Origin of the sequence: Pontixanthobacter sp. CEM42 (assembly GCF_017812015.1) — a bacterium.
Lineage (GTDB): Bacteria > Pseudomonadota > Alphaproteobacteria > Sphingomonadales > Sphingomonadaceae > Pontixanthobacter.
Genome location: NZ_JADQTN010000001.1, coordinates 1508191 through 1526759, shown reverse-complemented (window position 1 = coordinate 1526759; position 18569 = coordinate 1508191). Strand labels below are relative to the sequence as shown.

The 18569-nt window shown below is 57.3% G+C and carries 22 protein-coding genes and 1 pseudogene; 13 read left to right on the top strand and 10 right to left on the bottom strand.

From position 1 onward, the window contains the following. Nucleotides 1-2 precede the first annotated feature (2 nt). On the top strand, nt 3-1445 hold the full coding sequence (locus tag J9777_RS07375) for an aldehyde dehydrogenase family protein (protein WP_209348076.1): 1443 nt from the start codon (nt 3-5) through the stop codon (nt 1443-1445). Here the strand turns inward: J9777_RS07375 and J9777_RS07370 are convergent. Both J9777_RS07370 and J9777_RS07365 read right to left on the bottom strand, forming a co-directional pair. Further along, complete coding sequence (locus J9777_RS07370; protein WP_209348075.1) at nt 1442-1801, bottom strand: hypothetical protein; 360 nt, start codon at nt 1799-1801, stop codon at nt 1442-1444. The genes J9777_RS07375 and J9777_RS07370 overlap by 4 nt on opposite strands. Further along, nucleotides 1791-1979, bottom strand: a complete 189-nt coding sequence (locus tag J9777_RS07365) for a hypothetical protein (RefSeq protein ID WP_209348074.1) — start codon at nt 1977-1979, stop codon at nt 1791-1793. The genes J9777_RS07370 and J9777_RS07365 overlap by 11 nt, the downstream gene beginning before the upstream one ends. Before the next feature lie 143 nt (nt 1980-2122). Between J9777_RS07365 and J9777_RS07360 the strand changes: the two genes are divergently transcribed. The 3 genes and pseudogenes from J9777_RS07360 to J9777_RS07350 form a co-directional block, all read left to right on the top strand. Further along, nucleotides 2123-2770 carry a S24 family peptidase gene (locus tag J9777_RS07360; protein ID WP_209348073.1) on the top strand — a complete coding sequence of 216 codons (648 nt, stop codon included), beginning with the start codon at nt 2123-2125 and terminating at the stop codon, nt 2768-2770. Between the two features lie 4 nt (nt 2771-2774). Continuing rightward, on the top strand, nt 2775-3506 hold the full coding sequence (locus J9777_RS07355) for a class I SAM-dependent methyltransferase (RefSeq protein ID WP_209348072.1): 732 nt from the start codon (nt 2775-2777) through the stop codon (nt 3504-3506). 86 nt (nt 3507-3592) lie between these two features. Continuing rightward, nucleotides 3593-3733: pseudogene (locus tag J9777_RS07350) on the top strand (MBL fold metallo-hydrolase); the annotation flags it as partial. Between the two features lie 108 nt (nt 3734-3841). Here J9777_RS07350 and J9777_RS07345 read toward each other — a convergent pair. Further along, nucleotides 3842-4414, bottom strand: coding sequence for a hypothetical protein (locus J9777_RS07345; protein ID WP_209348071.1), 573 nt, complete (start codon nt 4412-4414; stop codon nt 3842-3844). A gap of 147 nt (nt 4415-4561) precedes the next feature. On the opposite strand from J9777_RS07345, the gene J9777_RS07340 reads away from it, so the two are divergent. Further along, the gene (locus J9777_RS07340) at nt 4562-5203 is read left to right on the top strand and encodes an MBL fold metallo-hydrolase (RefSeq protein ID WP_209348646.1); all 642 of its coding nucleotides are present in this window, start codon (nt 4562-4564) and stop codon (nt 5201-5203) included. On the opposite strand, the gene J9777_RS07335 is transcribed toward J9777_RS07340, so the two are convergent. Next, nucleotides 5200-5520, bottom strand: a complete 321-nt coding sequence (locus J9777_RS07335; RefSeq protein ID WP_209348070.1) for a metalloregulator ArsR/SmtB family transcription factor — start codon at nt 5518-5520, stop codon at nt 5200-5202. The genes J9777_RS07340 and J9777_RS07335 overlap by 4 nt on opposite strands. Nucleotides 5521-5605: 85 nt before the next feature. Between J9777_RS07335 and J9777_RS07330 the strand changes: the two genes are divergently transcribed. Continuing rightward, on the top strand, nt 5606-6568 hold the full coding sequence (locus tag J9777_RS07330) for an acyl-CoA desaturase (RefSeq protein ID WP_209348069.1): 963 nt from the start codon (nt 5606-5608) through the stop codon (nt 6566-6568). Here J9777_RS07330 and J9777_RS07325 read toward each other — a convergent pair. Beyond that, on the bottom strand, nt 6549-6941 hold the full coding sequence (locus tag J9777_RS07325) for an MAPEG family protein (RefSeq protein WP_209348068.1): 393 nt from the start codon (nt 6939-6941) through the stop codon (nt 6549-6551). The two genes, J9777_RS07330 and J9777_RS07325, sit on opposite strands and share 20 nt — an antisense overlap. A 215-nt stretch (nt 6942-7156) precedes the next feature. On the opposite strand from J9777_RS07325, the gene rpmF reads away from it, so the two are divergent. The 5 genes from rpmF (at nt 7157) to J9777_RS07300 (ending at nt 10205) form a co-directional block, all read left to right on the top strand. Further along, a complete protein-coding gene (gene rpmF / locus J9777_RS07320; protein ID WP_209348067.1) occupies nt 7157-7336 on the top strand; it encodes a 50S ribosomal protein L32 in 180 nt (59 codons plus the stop codon). 29 nt (nt 7337-7365) lie between these two features. Continuing rightward, nucleotides 7366-8421, top strand: coding sequence for a phosphate acyltransferase PlsX (plsX, locus tag J9777_RS07315; RefSeq protein WP_209348066.1), 1056 nt, complete (start codon nt 7366-7368; stop codon nt 8419-8421). After that, nucleotides 8418-9383 (top strand): beta-ketoacyl-ACP synthase III, encoded by a 966-nt coding sequence (locus J9777_RS07310; RefSeq protein WP_348631951.1) that lies wholly within the window; start codon nt 8418-8420, stop codon nt 9381-9383. The genes plsX and J9777_RS07310 overlap by 4 nt, the downstream gene beginning before the upstream one ends. 101 nt (nt 9384-9484) lie before the next feature. Then, complete coding sequence (locus J9777_RS07305) at nt 9485-9784, top strand: integration host factor subunit alpha (RefSeq protein ID WP_209348065.1); 300 nt, start codon at nt 9485-9487, stop codon at nt 9782-9784. Between the two features lie 4 nt (nt 9785-9788). Continuing rightward, on the top strand, nt 9789-10205 hold the full coding sequence (locus J9777_RS07300) for a MerR family transcriptional regulator (RefSeq protein WP_209348064.1): 417 nt from the start codon (nt 9789-9791) through the stop codon (nt 10203-10205). Between the two features lie 4 nt (nt 10206-10209). Here the strand turns inward: J9777_RS07300 and smc are convergent, their stop codons facing one another. The 4 genes from smc to J9777_RS07280 all read right to left on the bottom strand — a co-directional run bounded on the left by smc (nt 10210) and on the right by J9777_RS07280 (nt 15792). Next, complete coding sequence (gene smc, locus J9777_RS07295; RefSeq protein ID WP_209348063.1) at nt 10210-13635, bottom strand: chromosome segregation protein SMC; 3426 nt, start codon at nt 13633-13635, stop codon at nt 10210-10212. A 34-nt stretch (nt 13636-13669) separates the two neighbouring features. Further along, a complete protein-coding gene (locus J9777_RS07290; RefSeq protein ID WP_209348062.1) occupies nt 13670-14416 on the bottom strand; it encodes a thioredoxin domain-containing protein in 747 nt (248 codons plus the stop codon). A 103-nt stretch (nt 14417-14519) separates the two neighbouring features. Beyond that, nucleotides 14520-15200, bottom strand: a complete 681-nt coding sequence (locus J9777_RS07285; protein ID WP_209348061.1) for a thioredoxin domain-containing protein — start codon at nt 15198-15200, stop codon at nt 14520-14522. Nucleotides 15201-15210: 10 nt separating this feature from the next. Continuing rightward, nucleotides 15211-15792, bottom strand: a complete 582-nt coding sequence (locus tag J9777_RS07280) for a DUF721 domain-containing protein (protein WP_245228535.1) — start codon at nt 15790-15792, stop codon at nt 15211-15213. 29 nt (nt 15793-15821) lie between these two features. Here J9777_RS07280 and J9777_RS07275 point away from each other — a divergent pair, with 29 nt between their 5' ends. Beyond that, entirely contained in the window at nt 15822-16859 is a 1038-nt protein-coding gene (locus J9777_RS07275; RefSeq protein WP_209348059.1) for an A/G-specific adenine glycosylase, read from the top strand. On the opposite strand, the gene J9777_RS07270 is transcribed toward J9777_RS07275, so the two are convergent. Beyond that, the gene (locus J9777_RS07270) at nt 16856-17077 is read right to left on the bottom strand and encodes a hypothetical protein (RefSeq protein ID WP_209348058.1); all 222 of its coding nucleotides are present in this window, start codon (nt 17075-17077) and stop codon (nt 16856-16858) included. The two genes, J9777_RS07275 and J9777_RS07270, sit on opposite strands and share 4 nt — an antisense overlap. A gap of 115 nt (nt 17078-17192) precedes the next feature. Here J9777_RS07270 and J9777_RS07265 point away from each other — a divergent pair, with 115 nt between their 5' ends. Further along, nucleotides 17193-18563 (top strand): serine hydrolase domain-containing protein, encoded by a 1371-nt coding sequence (locus J9777_RS07265; protein WP_209348057.1) that lies wholly within the window; start codon nt 17193-17195, stop codon nt 18561-18563. Nucleotides 18564-18569: the final 6 nt, after the last annotated feature.

Below are 18569 nucleotides of genomic sequence, written 5' to 3'. Positions count from 1 at the left end.
TAATGGTCGAGCTAAAAAGCACTTATCCGCTTTATCTCAACAACAAGGCGGCGCTTCCCAACACTGATCTGGAAGTGACAGACAAGTTCACCAATGAGGTCGCGTTCAGGACTGCGCTGGCCACCCCAGACATAATCGAGGAAGCCATTGCGGGTGCGGTGCGCGCGGCTGGACCCATGGCGAAGATGGCGAGTTTTGAGCGGCAGGCTGTGCTCGAACATTGCGTGAAGCGCTTCCGCGAGCGTTATGACGAGCTGGCCTATGCGCTGTGCGTCGAAGCGGGCAAACCGATCAACGATGCCGAGGGCGAAGTTGACCGGCTGATCGATACATTCAAGATTGCTGCCGAGGAATCGACGCGTAATTATGGCGAGGTCCAACCGCTCGATATCTCGGCGCGCGCCAAGGGCTATATGGGCATGTGGAAGCGCGTGCCGATTGGACCATGCAGCTTTATTTCGCCGTTCAATTTTCCGCTCAATCTGGCGGCGCACAAGATTGCGCCGGCTATCGCGATGGGTTGCCCGTTTGTGATGAAACCGGCGAGCAAAACACCGCTCGGTGCGATCATTATGGGCGAAGTGCTGGCCGAGACCGACTTGCCCGAAGGCGCGTTCTCCATCCTTCCCGCAAGCCGCGACGGGGCCGATTTGTTTACCACTGACGAGCGCCTGAAACTGCTGAGTTTTACTGGTTCGCCTGGCGTTGGCTGGGACCTCAAAGCCAAGGCAGGTAAGAAGCCTGTTATTCTTGAGCTTGGCGGCAATGCGGCGGTGATCGTCGATAAGGACGCCGATCTCGATCATGCGCTCGCGCGGATCATCTTCGGAGCGTTCTATCAATCGGGGCAAAGCTGCATTGGCGTGCAGCGGATCATTATTCACGAAGATGTGTACGATCAGTTCCGTGATATGCTGGTTGAGAAAACCAAAGGCCTTGTCTCTGGCGATCCCAAGAAGCGCGAGACCTTTATCGGTCCGATGATTTCGGTTGGCGAAGCATCGCGTTTGAAGAGCTGGATCGATGATGCGGTGAGTGCCGGCGCAACGCTGCTATGCGGCGGCGGATGCGAGGGGAATATGCTCGAGGCAACCCTGCTCGAAAATGTCGATCATTCCTGTGATGCCTTCACCGAGGAAGCGTTCGGTCCGATGGCTCTGTTGAGCAAGTTCAGTGATTTCGATGCGGCTTTGAAGGAGGTCAACAACTCCAAATTCGGCCTCCAAGCGGGGGTTTTCACGCGGGACATCCACAAGGTGCTGGACGCGTGGGACGATCTCGATGTCGGCGGTGTCGTGGTGAATGATGTGTCATCCTACCGGGTCGACAATATGCCTTATGGCGGGGTGAAAGACTCCGGTCTTGGCCGCGAAGGCATCCGCTTTGCGATGGAGGATATGTCCGAAATCCGCAATCTGGTGATCCGCCGCGAGAGTGCTGGCTAGGCATCGACCAACAGCAATAGCTCGCACTCAACCAGCATTCGCGGTTGGGGGAGCAGGGCATGCTCAACGCTGACTATGGTCGCGTCGGCGACCAATTGACCGGGAATTGCGAATTCATGCTCGGGCAGGATCGCGACGAAGGTCTCGCCGGCCTCGACCGCATCAGCGCCTTCAAAGGTTAAGCGCAGTGTATGCCGCGCGCCCGAAAAGGTGATGCTCGCCCATGCTTTCTCATCATGTTGCACTATCTCCCCATGGCCGCCGCACAGCTCGGAGAGTGCCAATCTCAGGCGCTCTCCCGGCGTGCGTCGCTGCCGGCGGGCTGGGCGTATGGATGTGTGGGGTTCAGCCGACATTCTGCTCTCCCAGATAATCCGCGATGAAGCTCTCGACGCGGCGTTCGGTATTGCTGCGCGGCATACGTCCATTGCGCAGATCGAGCACGAAGCGCGGATCATGTGTGGCCAGGCGCCCGAATTTGGTGGCGGGCATCCCCGTTTGGCGAAGGAATTTCTCAATAGTCCGGATAAGCATGCGGTTCCTCTGCGATATGGTTGGCGTGCGGTTCGGACGACAAAGCGAATCGCCCGATGACCGAGTCGTCGCTGGCGAAATCCTACTTGTCTAGGAAAAATACATCGTATAGGAAGGAAAAATATCGACAAAGAGGACAGAATATGTCGAATCCACGTGAGAAACTCCGCGAACTGGCACGAGAAAGGCACAGTTCTTTGGCTGCGCTTTCAACCATGATTGGGAGAAATCCTACATATTTGCAGCAATTTATTAGCAAGGGCAGTCCGCGAAAGCTGGAAGAACAGGATCGTCGGACGCTGTCTGAGTTTTTGGGCGTGCCCGAATCGGATTTGGGCGGACCAGAGGAAAAATCCTACGATTCGTCCAAACCAATCCCGCTTGATCGCGGCTGGATCGACGTTCCGCGCCTGCCGCTCAGCGCGTCTGCGGGGCCAGGTGCGACGGTGGGCGAGGAAATCCCGTTCGACAATTTCCGCTTCTCCCGCCGCTGGCTGCGCGAGCAGGGGTTGGACGGATCGGAGCTATCCGCAATTGTGGTGGAGGGCGATTCAATGGAGCCGTTGCTTCGTGCAGGTGATGAAGTGCTGGTCGATCGGTCTGTGCGCCCTTTCCGCGATGGCATTCATGTTGTGCGGTTAGAGGATACTCTGCTGGTCAAACGTGTGGCGGCGCAGGGTGGCGGGCGGCTGTCGTTGCTTAGCCAAAACCTTGCCTATCCGCCGATTGAAGTATCTGCCGATGAGGTGGAAATCATCGGCCGGGTAGTTTGGAAAAGTGGGAGACTGTGAGCTGATGGACGCAAAATACGATACTATTGGTGTGGACTATGCGAATCTGCGCAAGCCAGATCATCGTATCCAAGCCGCCATTGAAGCGGCCTTGGGAACAGCAAAGATCGTCTTAAACGTTGGTGCTGGTGCCGGCTCTTACGAGCCCGTTGGCAAAGAGGTCACCGCTGTTGAGCCATCTTCCGAAATGATTGCGCAGCGTAAACCTTCAAATGCTTCTGTGGTTCGGGGCGTGGCCGAAGACTTGCCATTCCCCGACAATAGTTTCGACGCATCAATGGCGGTCCTCACGATCCATCACTGGACCGATCAGGCAACGGGGCTGTCGGAAATGCGCCGAGTAACGCGCGGCCCGATTGTTATCCTGACATACGATCCTGCGTTTCGGGGCTTTTGGCTGGCCGACTATATTCCAGAACTTGTTACGCTGGACGAGCAGCAAATGCCTAAGCTGAGCCTGTATCAGCAAGAGCTGGGCCCCGTGGATATCCAGTCAATGCCCATTCCGCATGATTGTACTGACGGGTTCTTATGCGCCTATTGGCGTCGGCCTAGCGCATATCTCGATCCCAAAGTTACTGCAGCGATGTCTTCTTTCTGGGCTATCGACAATGTGTCTGACGCGTTGCAGTCGCTCAAACAGGATATTGCAGATCGTACTTGGCAAGAGCGATACGGTCATCTGCAGCAACTTAACGAGTGCGATCTTGGTTATCGGCTGGTGGTGGCGCGGTAACTGACAAATCGGGCGGGCGCGCTCTTGCAACCAGCTATCATTGGCGCCACATCGCGGTCATGACTGAGAACAAGCCTCAACCGCCCATGCGCGCGGCAATTATGCCCGTCACACCGCTGCAGCAGAATTGCAGCCTGATCTGGTGTACCAAGACCATGAAGGGCGCGCTGACCGACCCGGGAGGTGATCTCGAGAAGTTGAAGGCCGGTGTTGAGAAAGCGGGTGTCGTTGCTTAGCCAAAACCTTGCCTATCCGCCGATTGAGGTATCTGTCGATGAGCTGGAAATTATCGGGCGTGTGGTTGAAAGAGCGGGCGGCTTTGATCTCTGTTCAGTTCAATCGGCGACCATATAGGGCATATGTTCACGAATGTAGTTGTCAGATACAAGTTCGCCCTCGCCGATGTCATAGTAAGGCCTGTTTACGGTATTATGATGGATGGGTTTGGCCAGCATGTGCATCGGAAAACTGGAATGATGAGAGAGTTCTGCAATGATTGACTGCTTTGCATCTTCCCATCCGCTGCCGAGGCCGATTCCGTTCTCAGAATAGCTTAAAGCACTGTCACGTTCACATAGCGTCTTGATCATTGCTATAATCTGGTCAGGCTTCATTTGGATATACTCGACTACGTCACCGCGTAAAATTCTTGGTCCGTTGTCTCGATGGAGAAACATCGTGGCAGCGGTGACCCGGTCCAGTTGCGGCTGTTCAGCAAGCCATCCGATCAGGCCATGTTTGTCTCCCCGGAATATCAGACACGCCATGGCGGCGTCGTGCCAAACAAGAGGATCTTGACATGATTTGATCCAAGTCACGTCGTCCAGATCATCGACATCAAGCGAATCTGGGTAGCTCCCCCAACTCGGATTAGCGCTCTTAGTTTTCTTGCGACGGAAAAATGCCATGGTCGTTTTACTCCAGTTTGGCCGCATTACTTACGTGTAGAATCCTAAATCTCTGTTTCGGATCAATCATCTTTCCTTCTCCACTTGCATAAAGGTTATCGGCCCGCCACATCGCTCGGCATGACTGAGAACAAGCCTCAACCGTCCATGCGCGCGGCCATCATGCCCGTCACACCGCTGCAGCAGAATTGCAGCCTGATCTGGTGCACCAAGACGATGAAGGGCGCGCTGACCGATCCGGGCGGCGATCTCGACAAGTTGAAGGCGGGTGTTGCCAAGGCCGGGGTCGAGCTGGAGAAAATTCTGATTACGCATGGTCATATCGATCATTGCGGTGAAAGCGGAATCCTGGCCAAGGAGCTCGGCATTCCTATCGAAGGCCCGCACGAGGCCGATCGCTTCTGGATTTCGCGTCTCGATGAAGATGGCGCCAAATACGGCATTCGCGGTGAAGTGTTCGAGCCGGACCGCTGGCTCGAAGATGGCGATACCGTCACCGTCGGTGAACTAACGCTCAATGTCATCCATTGCCCTGGCCACACGCCGGGCCACGTCGTCTTTTTCCACGGCCCGAGCAAGTTTGCGATTGTGGGCGATGTGCTGTTTCAGGGATCAATCGGGCGCACCGATTTTCCCATGGGCAATCATCAGGACCTGCTCGATGCGATCACACAAAAGCTGTGGCCGCTCGGGAATGACATCACTTTCATTCCCGGTCACGGACCCACCAGTACCTTTGGCCAAGAGCGCAAGACGAACCAGTTCGTCAGTGATTACGCTCTCAGCTAATTCTGCGTGTCTATGGTGTCTGCGGCCATGGCCTTGCTTTCGCGCTTCAGTGGGCGAGAGACCGGGCAGACTTCCTGCACAAAGCCGTTGAGCGTGTTGACCAGATTGTCCTGCACGATCCGGTAATGGACATATTGTCCGCGTTTCTCGCTGATAACCAATCCGGCATTTTCTAGCACGCCAAGATGCTGCGAAACTGCAGGCTTCGATATCTCGAACCGCGCTGCGATTTCGCCTGCGGTCAGTTCTGACTCAGACAGATAGGCCAGAATCTTGCGCCTTACGGTGGAGGAGAGGGCTTCAAAAACAGGTTGCATGGAGAGTATATAAGGGGTTGCTTAATTACTTACTAGAGCCGATAGGTAATTAAGTAATACATTAATTACCTATCGGAGCGAGTGGATGACCGAGCACCAGTCAATTCTGAGCAAACAGCAGCGCGACCGTTGCGAAGTAAACTGGCTTGTCGAAACCGAGGAGGCAGATCCAACCACAGGGCGCGTGGTATGGGATCCGGTGCACAGTATTTGGAACGGTGGGATGCTCGCCGCTGCTCTCATTTTTGCACCGCTCACTGCATCGGTGGCCAGTGTCACTGTAGGACTATTGTTGACCGGCATATTCCTCTTGCTCGGACATTCAGTCGGCTTCCACCGATTGATGATCCATCGCAGCTTCCAGACTTATTGGCCAATCCGATTGTTTCTAATCTGGTGCGGGACCGTTGCGGGAATGAGTGGGCCCTTGTGGATTACACGCACGCATGATTTGCGCGACTGGGCGCAGCGGCAATCTGATTGTCACGATTATCTGGCCCACCGCAACTCGATGCTCAAAGATGCGTGGTGGCAGCTGCATTGCCGGCTGGAGCTGGCATCGCCACCAAGATTTGATTTGAGCGAGCTAGAGCGGAGCCGGTTCATTGTCTTTCTGGAGCGCAGCTGGATGGCGCACCAATTGCCGCTGGCACTGCTACTGTGGCTGGCTGGCGGTTGGGCGTTCGTGGTTTGGGGAATTTGCGTCCGCGTTACGCTGACCGTTCACGGGCATTGGTTGGTCGGGCATCTCGCTCACCGACGCGGTCCACAAAGCTGGATTGTCGATGAGGCCGGCGTGCAGGCCCATGATGTGCCATGGGCCGGTTTCATTACCATGGGCGAAGCATGGCACAACAACCATCATGCCTATCCGGGATCAGCGAAAATTGGTCTGAAACACGGTCAGAGTGATCTTGGCTATAGGTTCATTGCTGTGCTGGAACGGATCGGACTGGCTTGGGATGTCTGCTTGCCCGGCGCAATGCCCGAGCGACAGGCCAAGCTCAGTCCGATAGAGGACAAGATACCTACATCACTCCAGTGGTGATCAGCACCGCGACGATGGCGAGGCCGAGCAGCGTCAGCATCGAAATGATGGTGCCTGCAAAGCGCGCCATGCCGGGGCCACTTTCTTCCATACCGAATGCGTGTGCAACGCGTCCCACTACGTATAATCCGGCGACGTAGGGCAGCCATGCGCCGCCTCTTCCGGCAAGCTCGACCGCCAAGATGAGCGCAAAGACAAATGGCGCACTTTCGACGAAGTTGGCCTGCGCACGCATTCTGCGAATGATTGCATCATTCCCGCCGTCGCCGACGAAGATCTTGGCCTTGTTGCGCAGGCCGCCGATCCTGACCATCAGCCAGATAGAAAGAATGGCCAAGGCCGCTGCGGTGCAAAGCGTGACAGGTAACAACATGAATTAATCCCTCCAATTAAGTTGCGCTTCGCTACCCATTGTGGCGGCGAATAGCAACGCTGCGGGTTGCACTGCTGCCAATTTCGGTTATAGCGCGCTCCTTCCCGTGAGAGTCGGGCCTTGATTCCCTGCGCTGGTAATAACTTGTGCAGGTCACGGCCTTGGCTTAAAGCGGCCCTATACACTGCAGTTTAATTCAAGGAACAGGTGCCGCTATGGCTGTCCCTAAGAGAAAAGTTTCGCCGCATCGTCGCGGTATCCGTCGTTCGCACGATTCGTTGAAGCCTGAGGCATTCCATGAATGCCCCAACTGTGGCGAGCTGAAGCGTCCGCACAATATGTGCGATGCCTGTGGCCACTATAACGGACGCGAAATTGTCGCTGTAGGTCTTTAAGACCTCGATTTGACCCGGAGTACACGCCCATGAGCCTCCCGCGTATCGCTGTTGATGCGATGGGCGGCGATGAAGGCGTGCGCGTAATGGTTGAAGGCGCCGCCGAAGCGCGTCGCCGTCACGACCAGTTCCAGTTTCTGCTGGTGGGCGATGAAACGCGCATCAAAGCAGCGCTGGAAGAGCATCCCAATATGCGTGGTGCTTCCGAAATTCTGCATTGCGATGATGTTGTTGGCGGGGACGAGCTTCCTACCAAAGCGCTGCGTCGTGCCAAAACCACATCGATGGGTCTTGCTGTTAACGCTGTGAAGCAAGGCGATGCCGGTGCTGCTGTCAGTGCAGGCAATACTGGCGCGCTGATGGCGATGAGCAAGCTTGCACTGCGCACTATGCCGGGCATTGATCGTCCGGCTTTGGCTGCATTGATGCCGACACTTGGCGACAATGACGTGATCATGCTCGATCTGGGCGCCAATACAGAGGCTGACGCGCGCAATCTGGTGCAGTTTGCGATTATGGGCGCGGCCTATTCCAAAATTCTGACTCAGCGCGATATGCCGCGCGTTCGCTTGCTCAATATCGGCACTGAAGAGAACAAGGGTTTCGACCGCCTGCGTGAAGCTGCTGAGCAGCTTCAGGACGCGACCGGACTCGATATGAGCTTTGAAGGCTATGTCGAATCGGACAAGATCAATCGCGGCGAAGTCGATGTAGTCGTAACCGACGGATTCTCGGGCAATATCGCGCTCAAAGCCATCGAGGGCACCGCGCGGTTTGTGACTGACTTGCTACGCAATGCATTCACGAGTTCGATCCGTTCGAAGATCGGCTTTCTGGTTTCGCGCCCGGCGACGGAATTGCTCCGGCATCATCTTGATCCAAACAACCACAATGGCGCAGTGTTTCTCGGCCTGAATGGCGTGGTCGTGAAGAGCCACGGCAGTGCGACAGCAGGTGGCGTCGCCAATGCCGTGACCGTTGCTGCGCGTTTGCTCGAGGAAGATCTGACACAGCGGATCAGCAGCGGCCTCGCCGAATTGCAGGCACGCAACGGTGCCGCGCCAGAAGGCAGTGCCGCAAAGTGATCCGTTCGGTTATCCGTGGAAGCGGTTCGGCTCTGCCGGACAGGCTCGTCACCAATGAAGAACTGGCTGAGCAAGTCGATACCACCAATGAATGGATCGTAGAGCGGACCGGTATTCGCCAGCGTTACATCGCGGGCGAGGGTGAAACTACGTCATCGCTAGCGACTGCAGCTGCCGAACGAGCGCTTGAAGCGGCTGGCATGTCGGGCAATGATATCGATCTGATCGTGCTCGCCACAGCGACGCCCGATCAAACATTCCCGGCAACCGCCACGAGGGTCCAACAAGCGCTCGGCTGCAATGGCTGCATCGCTTTTGACGTCGCGGCGGTTTGTTCGGGATTTCTCTACGCACTTGGTACCGCCGACTCGATGTTACGCACCGGCATGGCGAAGCGTGCATTGGTCATTGGCGCAGAAACATTCAGCCGTATTCTCGATTGGGAAGACCGGACGACCTGCGTGTTGTTTGGCGACGGCGCCGGCGCTTTGGTGCTGGAAGCGGAGGATGTCGCTGAAGACGGCCCAGGTGTGCTCGATACCAAGCTTCACGCGGATGGCGAGCACAACCAGTTGCTCTATGTCGATGGCGGTCCGTCGACTACCGGTACAGTCGGTAAGCTGCGAATGAAGGGACGCGAAGTGTTCCGCCATGCGGTGGTCAATCTGGCTAATGTGCTCAAGGAAACGCTCGCTGCGGCTGGCGTTGAGGCCGCCGATATTGACTGGGTTGTCCCGCATCAGGCTAACGCCCGTATCTTGGACGCGACGGCACGCAAGCTGGGCCTACCTGCCGAGAAGATCATTGTGACCGTTGATCAGCATGCCAACACCTCAGCGGCATCGGTACCGCTCGCTTTCGATGTCGGGATTCGCGATGGGCGGATCAAAAAGGGTGATTTGGTGATGTTCGAAGCGATGGGCGGCGGATTCACATGGGGCGCCTCTTTAGTCCGCATGTAAGTTGCAATTTTTGCACTTAAAATTTGCGCAAACGGCGGAATTTGGTTACAAAAGTAGTCAGTTTCCGAAACCAAGGGTCGCACCGGTAAGGGAGTGAGCGAATGTCTCGATCAGTAAACACGCTGACAAGAGCCGATCTCGCAGAGACGATTAATCGCAAAATGGGATTTTCGCGGGCGGAATCGCTCGACCTGGTGGAATCAATTCTGGCACATATGTGTGATGCAATGGGCGATGGAGAGAATGTAAAAATCTCCGGCTTTGGCAGCTTCATTCTTCGCGACAAGAAAGAGCGCATTGGCCGCAATCCGAAAACGGGTGTGGAAGTGCCGATTACACCGCGCCGCGTAATGACGTTCCGCGCAAGCCAGTTGCTGAAAGAACGTATCGCCAAGGGATGAATGCATGAGCGCGCAATTTGATGACGGAAAAGACGACGGCGCGCTCCGCACGATTGGTGAAGTCAGCAAAGCGCTGAATATCAAAACCCATGTCCTGCGCTATTGGGAACAACAGTTCCCGATGCTCGAACCACTGAAACGTAGCGGCGGACGTCGGTACTATCGGCCTGAAGATGTGAAATTGGTCGAGCAAATCGACCAACTGGTCAATCAGCAGGGCTACACACTGAAAGGCGCACAGCAAGCGATTGCCGACGGTAAGGTGGATGAGGCACCGGTCTCTGCACGCGAGCCGGATTCTAGTACACCGAGGCCTGTTACGACATCTTCGGCAACATCAGATGCTGCTGTTGTACCTGCTGAAGTGATCGCCCAATTGAAAGGTATTCGCGCACGGCTTGCCGCTGCACTTGAGGCCTGACGCTTTACTGCGCTGCGACCAATTCTTCTGCTACATCCAGATCAACACTCACGAGGCGTGATACGCCTTGTTCGACCATGGTTACGCCGAATAGGCGGTGCATGCGGCTCATTGTCACAGCATTGTGCGTGACGATCAGATAGCGCGTGTTGGTTTCCTTGGTCATCGCATCGAGCAGATCGCAGAAGCGGTCAATATTGGCGTCATCGAGAGGGGCATCAACCTCATCCAACACGCAGATCGGGGCCGGATTGGTCAGGAACAGCGCGAAGATCAGGGCGATAGCGGTTAGCGCCTGCTCACCGCCTGACAGCAAGGTTAGCGATTGCAGTTTTTTGCCGGGAGGCTGCGCGAAAATCTCCAGGCCTGCTTCCAGCGGATCATCGCTATCGATCAATGCCAGATGCGCCTGTCCGCCATCGAACAGGCGCGTGAACAGGCGGCGGAAATGCGTGTCGACCTGTTCGAACGCGGCTTTCAGTCGCTCGCGACCTTCGCGGTTGAGGCTGCCGATTGATCCGCGCAGACGGTTTACCGCTTCGTGCAGCTCAGCCTGCTCGGCGGCGCTGGAGCCGTGCTCGCTCTCGATCTTTGCGAGTTCCTCTGCAGCCACCAGATTGACTGGCCCGATCCGCTCGCGGCTTGCATTGAGCCGTTCTAGCTCTTCTCCCTCAATGCCTGAGTTTTTGACCTGTTCGACATCGAATTCAAACTTCTCGGCCAACATGGGTGGCGAGCACTGGAAGCGTTCGCCCGATACGCGCGCCATCTCCGCGCGCCGCGCTTCCTCGCTCTCGGCGCGCGCGGCGAGGCCTGCACGAGATTCGCGTGCTGTGGCCAAAGCTTCATTGGCTTCGGCGAAGGCACGGTCGACGCCTTGCGCGGCCTCTTGCGCTTTCGCGACAGAGGCTTCGGCTTCGGCCAATTCTTTGGTTAGCCGCTCGCGGACCGTGTCGCCTTGTTCGATCTCGCGCATCAAGCCTTCCGGCTTCGCGGCAAAAACGGCGCGTTCCTCTTCGATTTCCTCAAAGCGTCGTGCCATATCGGAAAGGCGCTGCGCTGCTTCGCCGGAGCGCGCCTGCCAATTGGCCATATCGCTACGCTGCGCGGCTGTTCGCTCGCGCGCCACAGCCAACGCTTGATCATGCCCGGCGAGGGTAGCTGTGGCAGCCTGCAATGCTGATCGGGCGGCATCATGCTTAGCCTGCGAAGCTTCGAGTGATGCGCGGCCCGTATCGGGTGCGGGCAGATCGTTGCGTTTGGTCTTGGCCGCCTCGAGTTCGCCGAGTGCCAGCTTTTTTTGCTCGGCCAGATCAGCTTCCGCCGTATCGAGTTCTTGCAGACGGGACGCCAGCCGTTCGCGGGCAATCTCTGCCTGATCGAGCGTGCGGAGGGCTTGGCGTTCTTCTTCGGCGGCTTCGCCAACGCCGCGCTCTGCTGCGACGAGTGCCGTCTGGAGTGCTGAAAGTTCTTGCTGAGCGCTCGATTGGGCAGCGTCGGCTTTTTCCGCTGCATCACGTTTGGCGGGAAGCTCTGCCTCAAGATCGCCGAGACGATTTTCTGCTTCTAGCCGGGCAGCCTCGGCCGCGCCTTCACCGCGTGCAATAAAGCCGTCCCAACGGCGCAAGTGGCCGCTGGTCGTTACAATCCATTCGCCCGGGTCGAGTGCACGGCCATCGTCAATTTCAGCCACATGGACCAGCGCTAGACGGGCTTTCAATTGGGATGGGCAAGACGTGACCTGTGCGGCCAAACTGTCGGTCACTGCACCCGGTGCATTGCCGCCGGTCCAGAAACGACCATCATTGCCATCTTCCGGTTTGCCCAAAGGAGACTTTGCGTCGCGGCCCAGCACAGCGGCGAGCGCCCGCTCGTATCCGGGCTTAGCGCGTACTTCATCCAGCGCGGTTGGTCGGCCTTTGCGCTGCGCTCTTTGCCTTTCGCGCGCATCACGGTCGCGGACTAAAGCATTATATTCGCGCTCGACCCCAGCCAGCTCAGCTTTGGCAGCGGCGAAGGCGTTGCCCGCCTCATCGCGTGCTGTCTGGAGTGTTTGCTTACTCTCGCGTTTTGCGACCAATTCCGCCTGCAACTTGGCGAGGGCGGCGGTCGCGGCCTCGGCTTCGGTCTTTGCCTCAGCGACTGCTGTCGCCGGATCACCGGACTCAGATAAAGACGCGCGAATTTGCGCTTGTCTTTCGGTTTCCGCTACCAATCTATCGAGCCGGGATTGCGCCTGCGATACTTCCGCCTCGGCGACTCGCCATTCAGCTTCAACGCCCGCTTGGTCAGCGGTGGCTTTGGCCAGTGCCAACTCTGCTGTACGACCTGCGCGTTCGGCCTCTTCCAACGCATCGGCGAGTCTCGGACGCCGCTCTTCGTCGACAGCGAGCGATTTTTCGTTATCGGCAAGCTCTTTCTCAAGCCTCGCAAGCGCCTCTGCCGCATCCTTGGTCAGGCGGTCAGCTTCACCGCGATCTTCCTCCAGACGTACTTTCTGGCGGTCGAGGTCGGCGAGGCGCTGCTCTGCTGCTTCCAATTGCGACGTCAGCGCGGCCATGCGGTGGCCATGCGCGCTGGAATCATCGCGCCGGTCGGCTTGCTCTTCGCGCGCTTCGGAAAGCGCCTTGGCCGCTTCGTGCTGAGCTTTCTGTGCGGCGTCGCTGGTTTCTTTTGCGGTCGCGACTCGCGTTTCAGCTGCTTGTGCTTGCTCGCGCGCTGCATCGGCTGCGGCCGCGGCATCTCGCCACCGTGCAAACAAAAGCCGTGCCTCAGCAGTAGAGATTTGGTCTGTGAGCTTGGTGTAACGCTCGGCCTGTTTCGCTTGTCGCCGCAAAGACGCCATTTGCGAGTCCAAACCTGCCATCAAATCTTCAAGCCGCTCAAGGTTCTTCTCGGTCGACCGAAGCTTGCTTTCCGCATCACGGCGGCGGACGTGGAGGCCAGCGATGCCTGCGGCCTCTTCGAGCATTTGTCGCCGCTCTGCAGGCTTGGCGGCGATGACCTGCGCGATCTTTCCTTGGCTGACGAGGGCAGGGCTATGCGCGCCCGTCGCAGCATCAGCGAAAGTTAGCGAGACGTCCTTGGCGCGAACATCATTGCCGTTGACGCGATAGGCGCTGCCTGCGCCGCGCTCGATCCGGCGGGTGACGTCCAGATCCTCGCCATCATCATCCTCGGCATGGAGAACCACTTCAGCAAAATCGCGCGGCGGGCGGCTCTCGGTGCCCGCGAAGATGACATCTTCCATTCCGCCCGAGCGCATAGATTTGGGCGAGTTTTCGCCCATCACCCAGCGGATAGCTTCCAACAAATTTGATTTGCCGCAGCCATTGGGCCCGACAACGCCGGTCAGCCCCGGTTCGATGCGCAATTCGGCTGGCTCTACGAAGCTTTTGAAGCCGCTGAGCTTGAGCCGTTTTATTTGCATCGCCGGTGCTGTCCCCTCCCGCTGCTAAGGCGCCTTAGCGGGCGCCCGCGCGTTGCAGCATGGGTTCGATCTGCGCCCACGAATTGGCATCGACTTTCCTGTCATTGATGAAGAAGGTCGGTGTGCCGGTCACGCCCAATTCTTGGGATTGGGTGTTTGAATTGTCGGCGATAGCGCTAACCGAAGCGGCGTCGGCAAGGCATTGCTGCGCCTGATCACGACCAAGACCGCGAGCGCCGAAGAACTCATACAAACCAGCAGCCTGTGCCGCCGCCACGAACCGTTGGTCTTCCGGCAGTTCCATCGCTGACTGAAGCACTTGGCCGTTCTGCTGCGCCGTATTCATGATATTGTTGAGGTCGGCCCACACGGCGTCCGAACGCGGGTGAAATGCTTCTTTGGGTCCGCAGCGGACCAATCGCGCGAGCACCAGATCGATCCCGTTGTGGATCTGGTTACGCAGTTCATAGCTGACGCGGCCGGTGTTCACATATTCGCTTTTGAGCTGCTCCGATCCGTTCAGCGCGAAGGATGCGCAGGCCGGGCAGGTGAGCGAGGCATATTCGACCACTTTGATAGCCGCATCAGGATTGCCCAGAATGTAGCCGTCATAGTCGGAGACATTGACGACATCGGTCCACTCTTGGCCTGCCGGTGCGGCAACCGCTTCAACAACTTCGGCTTCGGCGACTTCGCCATCGGCTGCACCGCCACAGGCAGAGAGTGCCAGAGCGAGTGGCGCGGCAAAGGCGGTCAGGGTGATTTTGCGAAAATTGGTCATATTCTATCTCGATCCTCAGCGGAATTGATGGAGGCTATACGAAGGGGTGATTGGGTAAAGCGCTCGATAGCGCTATCCACAGTTTGTCCCAAGGGTTTTCCCCTTAGAAAGTCTCGAATTTTGCATTGAGTTGCGGCTCCAGCGCTCTCCAATCGTGAACATTGGGCAATGTCTCACCATTGATCGCGAAGCTCGGTGTGCCAGTAATACCGAAATCGGCGAAATCTGCGATTGTGTTGGTCTTGAGCTGTTCGGCCCTAGCTTCATCGTTCAGGCAGGTGTCGAGCTCAGTGCGCGTATATCCGCGCGTTTCCATCATACTGTAAAAGCCTGCATCCTCAGCGATCGCTTTGCGTGCAGTGGCACCGTTCGGCGCGTTCCATCGCTGCCGTTGGCCTTGGGTCGGGCGTCGAACAATCGGGAGCCAGGTGCGTTGACTGGTCATGAAGTAAGCGTGATTACGGAAGAATTTATCGCTCGCGCCACATTGGACTAGCATCGTCACCGTCGTGTCGACCGGATTGCGGATCACCGAGCGGACTTCCAACATGAGCTTGCCGGTGCCGACATAAGCGAGTTGCAGCGGGGCCTCACCCTGCAATGTGAACGTTGCGCAGTGGGGGCAGGTATAACTTACAAATTCGGTCAGCGTGACCTTGGCATCAGGATTGCCGATCACTTTGCCGCGTCCATTATCGGACACGGTTGCAGCCCAATTGCTGGTCGCTGCCGTCGTGAGAAGCGCGGCGGTGATTACCGCACCCGCTCTAAGAAATGTCTTCAACTTTATACCCCTATTGTGTCTCGCCGCCGTCATCATCATCGCTCCGGCTTCCAAGGCTGCGCGCGAGCGATTCAAGTACGGTTCGTAGCTCCGGATCGCCGACATCGCGCAGGCTTTCCCCCAATTCCATTGGGATCGGCTTGAGTGACGGTGGCGCTTTGGCGCGATTTTTATCCTCGGGCGGCTTAACCGCACCTTGCCGGATTTTGACTTTGGATACGGCCTGATAGCCGAAGAAACGGTTCACCCGCTCCATGATCTCCGGGATCACATGCTGGATCAGCGGTGCGTGAGCGGGCAGCACGACGAGCTGGAGAATACCGTTTTCCTTATCGCCCGGGGGGAAGCGGATTGCTTCGGGCGCGCAGACCTTGGCATGGTGCTCGCCGACAATTTCAGGCCAGCGGGTGACGACAGAGGATTGTACGAAACCAAACCGGCGAAAAGCCGTACGCCCGATTTGTGGCATCAATTCGGATATCGGTTTTGCAGGTCCGCCACGGGCACGCTGCCACTGCTTCGCTTTGGCGCGCCGTTTGGGTGCAGCTTTCTGCACCTTATTCTTTGGAGGTTTGTCGCTATCCCGTTCCATCGTGAGAAGCGCCATGCCATAGGCACCGCGTGACTGCCAGCAAGGATACGATCAGCACTCGATTATTGGAGTGGTATGATACGCATGCGCGTGAGCTGCCGTGGCGGGCGCAGCCCGGCCAGCCTGCGCCCGATCCATACCGCGTGTGGCTGTCCGAAGTGATGCTGCAGCAGACCACCGTTGCTGCGGTGAAGCCCTATTTCGCCAGGTTCACCGAGCGTTGGCCGACGGTCGATGATCTAGCCGGCGCGCCCGAAGAGGATGTGATGGCCGCGTGGGCAGGGCTGGGATATTATTCGCGGGCGCGCAATCTGGTGAAATGCGCCGCTGCTGTGAAAGAGCTTGGCGGTTTTCCTGAGACTGAGGCAGAGCTGCTGAAGTTGCCGGGGCTGGGTGCGTACACCGCTGCTGCAGTGGCTGCGATTGCCTTTGGCCAACGCGCGGTAGTGGTCGACGCCAATGTCGAACGCGTTGTGTCGCGCCTATTCGCAATCGAGGAGCCCTTGCCGGGGTCGCGTAAGACCATTCGCATACATACCGATGCGATCACACCGGATCAGTATGCGGGCGATTTTGCGCAGGCGATGATGGATTTGGGGTCGGGCATTTGCACGTCGCGTGATCCGAAATGCTTTCTGTGCCCGCTATCCGATGATTGTCAGGCGTTAATAAGTGATAATCCCGCACGGTTCCCGATCAAGGCGCCGAAGAAGGTAAGGCCCGTTCGGCAAGGCACTGCCTATTGGATCGAGCGCGAAGGTCACGTTTGGTTAGAGAAGCGGCAGGGCACAGGAATGCTAGGCGGAATGCGGTCACTGCCCGATGATGGATGGCATTCAGGTGGGAATGGGGATACGATTGCGCTGATAGACAGCCAGTGGGAACAGCTCGGGCTGGTCCGTCACACGTTCACGCATTTTTCCCTTGAAATGTTGGTGCTGAAAACCACCGTACCAACCGACCCGACGGAGCGTGCTGGCCAATGGTGGCCTATTGCCGAGATTGACGACGCAGGCCTACCGACCTTGTTCGCCAAGGCCGCGCGATTGGCGCTGGCGCAGGATTAGATCCAGCCACCACCTAGACTTAGGCGGATGACCGCAATCAGGCCGACGATCAGGCAGAAATTGCGCCCGCTATTACTCGATGACAAAGCGCCAAGCACAATGCCGATCACGATAAACGGCAATGCCAACCAGTTTAACGCGCCGAGCGGCGGTATAGTCGCTGGTATAACAACGACGAGCGAGAGAATTCCGAGGAGGAATGAGAGTATATTCAGCATGTGTGTTATATAGGTATGACACCGTGTCGTTTCAAGCTACAAAAGCCGTAATTGACCGTTCACCTTCCTTCCCCCAAAGACTGCGCAAACAAAATTGCAAAAGAGGACCTGTCCTATGGCGTTCACTGAATTCGATACTATGCCCCTGAATCGTCGCTCGCTGCTGCGCGGAACTGCGTTTCTGAGTGCCAGTGCGGCTCTGGCCGGAATGCCGATGGGGCGTGCTGCCTTTGCGCAGATGGACGGTACGGCATGGAAAAGTGTCACTGCGGCAGTCAATGAATATGTCGATGAGGGCAAAGTCGCCAATATGGTTGCGACTCTCGGCTGGGGTCAAAATGACTACGAACTGATCAATCGCGGAACGTTGCAACTGGGTGGTATGACAGACGCGGACGGCGACACGCTGTACCGCATCTATTCAATGACCAAACCGATCACCGGTATCGCGACGATGATGCTGATCGAAGATGGCAAGCTGACACTCGATACGCCGCTTGCCGATATCCTGCCTGCCTTCGCCGATATGAAGGTTCAGAAAGAATATGACGGCGCGATCACCGAGGATAATCTTGAGCCTGCGGTACGTCCTATCACCATCCGGCATTTGCTGACGCACACGGCGGGCCTCGGTTACAATATCGTGCAAAAAGGTCCGATCCAGAAGGCTTACAATGAGGCGGAACTGAGCCCCGGTCAGGTCAGCCGGATGAAGATCCCTGGCGTTAGCGATCAGACGACAATTAAAGGTCTTGCCGCCTTCGCGGACAAGCTGGCGACAATGCCACTGGTCTATCAGCCGGGCACGAAGTGGAGCTATTCGGTCAGCCTCGACCTTATGGGCCGGGTTATCGAAGTCGCATCGGGCATGCCGTTCGACCAGTTCTTGTCCGAGCGCTTGTTCAAACCTTGCGGTATGGACAGTACCTGGTTCCAGGTTCCGGCAAGCGAAGTCGGGCGTTTCTCGACCAATTATGGTATTCTCAACAGCACTTTGCTGCCGCTCGATCCCGCCGCCGCGTCAATCTATCTGGACGAACCAGCCTTCCCGTTCGGTGGTGCTGGCCTAGTCTGTAGCCCGAATGATTATGACAAGTTCCAACGGATGCTCGTCGGTCTGGGTGAAATTGACGGTACTCGCGTGATGAGCGAACGCGCTGTGCGCATGGGTACCACCAACATGTTGCCTGACACTGTCGACTTGACCGGATCGTGGGTTGAGGGCCAGCTATTTGGCGCGGGCGGCCGTGTAACCGGCACAGCATTTGGCTGGGGCGGGGCCGCAGGCACGGCGGCGTTCGCCGATATTGATAGCGGACTTCGCGCCGCGATGTTCACGCAATATATGCCATCGACCGAATACACGATCCAACAAGACTTCCCCAAATTGGTGCTGAAGGATCTCGCGGCAATGCAAGCCGCGATGGCCGGAGATGCGGCGGTCGGAGGCGCAACTGAGGCGGCTGCCGAATTGGTGGACGGCTGACGCTAG